Genomic DNA, 3,086 nt, shown 5'->3' with positions numbered 1-3,086 from the left:
ATCCGTGTCCAGCTTCGTGTGAAAAGCCTGTCCAGCTTGCCGCGAAATCCTTGTCCAGCTTGGTGTGAAATACGCACCTGAACGACAGGAACACAATCTTGTTCTGCCCCGCAAAAAACCTGAGGAGCGGTCGCAAACATAAAGAGAAAGCCACGGGACACCGACAGACCGATCAATTTCAATTAATCGCTCAATCCAAAAAATTAGGCGAGAAAAACCTCTTTTACCGAAGTATAAAACATCGTAAGGGACATCTAAGAATCTGCCTTTCCATCGATGCTACGATTAACATCCCGTCTCGCTCTCGATCTCGGCCATGGACGATGCAGACGCCTTTGCGCGACTAAAAGTAAGAATCGTGTGCCAGATCGAACAACGCCAGGCGGAGCTATTGCCCTTTCGGGCATACGTCTGGTCAATGGAGAAAGCGGGATACGACAGCACCGCGGCAAGGTACGTTCTGGAATGCATGGAGAACGAGCTTGCTCGCTGGAGAGATATTGAGCAGGAAATCAACGTCTTCGAGATCCCTGTCGTTGTGTACGCGCGCGTAACGCGCACGTAGATAGGATGGGCCAGAATTGCTCCATCCACGCGTATCCCATACCCTCGGCTTCGGCAGCGGCTCTCAGATGCACGGAGCGGCATTCCGAACGCTTTTGTGATCCGTAGGCCACCGCCATAGCGCTGCATGGTATCAGCCTGCAGCTCTCCTGTACGCCCATACACAACTTCTCTTAGAGAGTAGGTAACGCACGTCCGGCCTACAGAGCCATAAAGCCCGGTTCGGTGAGCATCGAATGCCCGGGATGAGCGGGATCGATCCCAGCAGGCCGGACGTAAGCGTCCGACCACGGTCCAGCCCAGCGAGCGCGTTGTTCTGGACTTCAGAGATGGTGGATCTGATCCGGACGATCGGATCACCGGTAGCGGAGCGACGCCGCCATCGGAATGTCCGTGCGACTCGATGGATGAACGTCGCTTCATGGCCCAGAGCGTGTCAAAACGCGTAGCCACTGTGAATTGACGAAACCTGGCTCGGCGCAGGTCGCGGCTTTTCGATTGCGGCAACCCGAACGAACAGGCGATCGAAGCAGAGCTGACCGCGCTGCTGGTGCTGAACAACAAACAGCACGGGCACACGCTAAAACCCTTCCCGTACGATCCCTGACTGACAGGGTATCCTATATTCGACGGACGCTCGCAGACTGACGCAAGTGCGGGCACTGTGGATGCCGAACAGCACAACCTCCGCCAAGAGAACATGAACCTACTCGCTCTCAGTTCCCGGCAGCATATTAAAGCTCGCGCCCGTCTGATTGGCGACCGGCTCGATCTTAAAAATTTTAAAATCACCGATGCCATCGGCACGACACCCTTGGCACTAAAAGCGGGTACAGACAACGGGGTGGCCGTGCTGTTTCGCTACGGCGTCGTGGTCTTTTTTGGTGTTGATAGTCAAGAAGAGGAAGGTTTTGTTGAATTTCTCAGACCTCTAGTCACCAACGTGTATGCCGCCCCGGTCGTCGAGGAACTAGAAATCCACTGCGGAAAATCCGCGTTGAGCGTGCAAAGCGGCGCGGTATCCCTTGATCAAATTACGCTGGAGAAGGTGCAAATCATTGCGGATGTTCTCGGCAAAAACCTCGTACTGTCGCTGTATGAGCAAGATGTCGCCGGGAAATTTGATGGGATCGCACCCCTGGCGTTGGACTTGGCGAAATCAGGCAGGGTGAGCGCCAATTCGAAAACGCTCCTGTCTCAAATTGGCAATTTGATCCTCATTGAGCATCGAATGGTCGGTCGCGCAGAAATCGGAGACAAGCCCGAAATTTTATGGGAGTTTCCATCACTCGGTGGCCTCTATGCCACTCTTGAAGACGAATATGAGTTGCACGAGCGCCATGCGGCGTTGGAGAGAAAGCTCACTTTAATATCGGATACCGTGCAAACTTTGGCAGACATCGTAGAGAATAAACAGGTTCAGAAACTAGAATGGTACGTGATCGGTCTTATCTTTTTTGAAATCATTATTCTCCTCTTTGATCTAATTCGCCAACACCCTTCCTGAATCATTTGCCTGCACCAAGGCCTCTCCGTGCGCCCTTACTGCATCTCGCCATGCATCCGGGGTTGAGGGTTTGATGCCCAGCCAATGCAGCATCGCCAGCACGGTCGTGGCCTTCAGCGTAAGCGGCTCACGTGGACCTTGGTCCACGCGCGTGCACGTGAGGCATGATGGTGATCCGGACTTGGACTGTCAGGTTGCGGGTGTCGGCGGACTGGCTGGCCCGTGCAGCTTGTCGGCCACGCGCCACGGCGTTTCTTCCGGAGGCAGAGGGACTCCCAAATGAACATTACAAAGATAATGTCAAAACGCCAGCCACATCGTAGCGAATCGGTTACATTGTATTACTTGAGGCTCTGCGCCTCACTCGGTTTGCGGGAAGAGACGCGGGCCGATTGACTCGCTCTTCGCGCGTCAAGCGACAAGGACCCCACTTTTCGTGTCCTCAATCCAGACAAGGATTGAACTGTGGCAAATTTTCAGTGCGTAGTCCTTACGGAAAATCGATATTTATCGCTTGATATAAATCCAACCGATAAAGACGGCACCGAAAAGGTATTGGTGGACAGCGTAGATGACGTGACGGCGGCGTCGCCTCGGGCTCCATCAGAGCGACGCTCAATAGTGACTAAAGTCGTGCTGGGCGAGGTGCCACTGAAAGCGCTGCTGCGAGTATTGTCACTAACTTCCGTGTGCGGCCCAATCAGTTTCAGCGCCAATTGGAACGTTAAAAAATCCGCGTAGGTGGTGGAGTTACCCATAGCGTCATACACAGATACGGATAGAGGGATCTGTCCCGATGTCGTGATAGACGTGGGCACCTGACCGGCCTTGCCTGCAGACAGATTTATGTCTTGCGCGTCACCAGACGCGAAGATAAAGACGTTTTGACAGGAATCATAGCGCCCTATAGTTACAGAAGCTACGTTGCTTACATTTTGGGATCGTCGGGGGAATCTATGGGTGAATTATTGTGCGCGGCTAGCCAAGTGAAGCTCGATTCCGATACTGATAGAGC

General features: G+C 53.5%; 3 protein-coding genes. 2 read left to right on the top strand and 1 reads right to left on the bottom strand.

All coding sequences use genetic code 11. The features are described 5' to 3' along the window. Positions 1 to 182: hypothetical protein (locus tag AWB81_RS47920; RefSeq protein WP_235026204.1), on the bottom strand; the 182-nt coding region annotated here is incomplete at its 3' end. A 134-nt stretch (positions 183 to 316) separates the two neighbouring features. On the opposite strand from AWB81_RS47920, the gene AWB81_RS41495 reads away from it, so the two are divergent. Further along, positions 317 to 565, top strand: coding sequence for a hypothetical protein (locus tag AWB81_RS41495; RefSeq protein ID WP_062644273.1), 249 nt, complete (start codon positions 317 to 319; stop codon positions 563 to 565). A gap of 699 nt (positions 566 to 1,264) precedes the next feature. Beyond that, on the top strand, positions 1,265 to 2,071 hold the full coding sequence (locus tag AWB81_RS41490; RefSeq protein WP_062644275.1) for an RMD1 family protein: 807 nt from the start codon (positions 1,265 to 1,267) through the stop codon (positions 2,069 to 2,071). The last annotated feature ends 1,015 nt before the right edge of the window (positions 2,072 to 3,086 follow it).

This window comes from Caballeronia arationis (genome assembly GCF_001544975.2).
Taxonomy (GTDB): Bacteria; Pseudomonadota; Gammaproteobacteria; order Burkholderiales; family Burkholderiaceae; genus Caballeronia; species Caballeronia arationis.
The sequence above is the reverse complement of the archived record's forward strand: the minus strand, read 5'-3'. Positions and strand labels throughout refer to the sequence as shown.

Excerpts from the sequence above, each read along its gene's own strand:
- AWB81_RS41495 (WP_062644273.1), top strand. The coding sequence starts at position 317 with ATGGACGATGCAGACGCCTTTGCGCGACTAAAAGTAAGAATCGTGTGC.
- AWB81_RS41490 (WP_062644275.1), top strand. The coding sequence starts at position 1,265 with ATGAACCTACTCGCTCTCAGTTCCCGGCAGCATATTAAAGCTCGCGCC.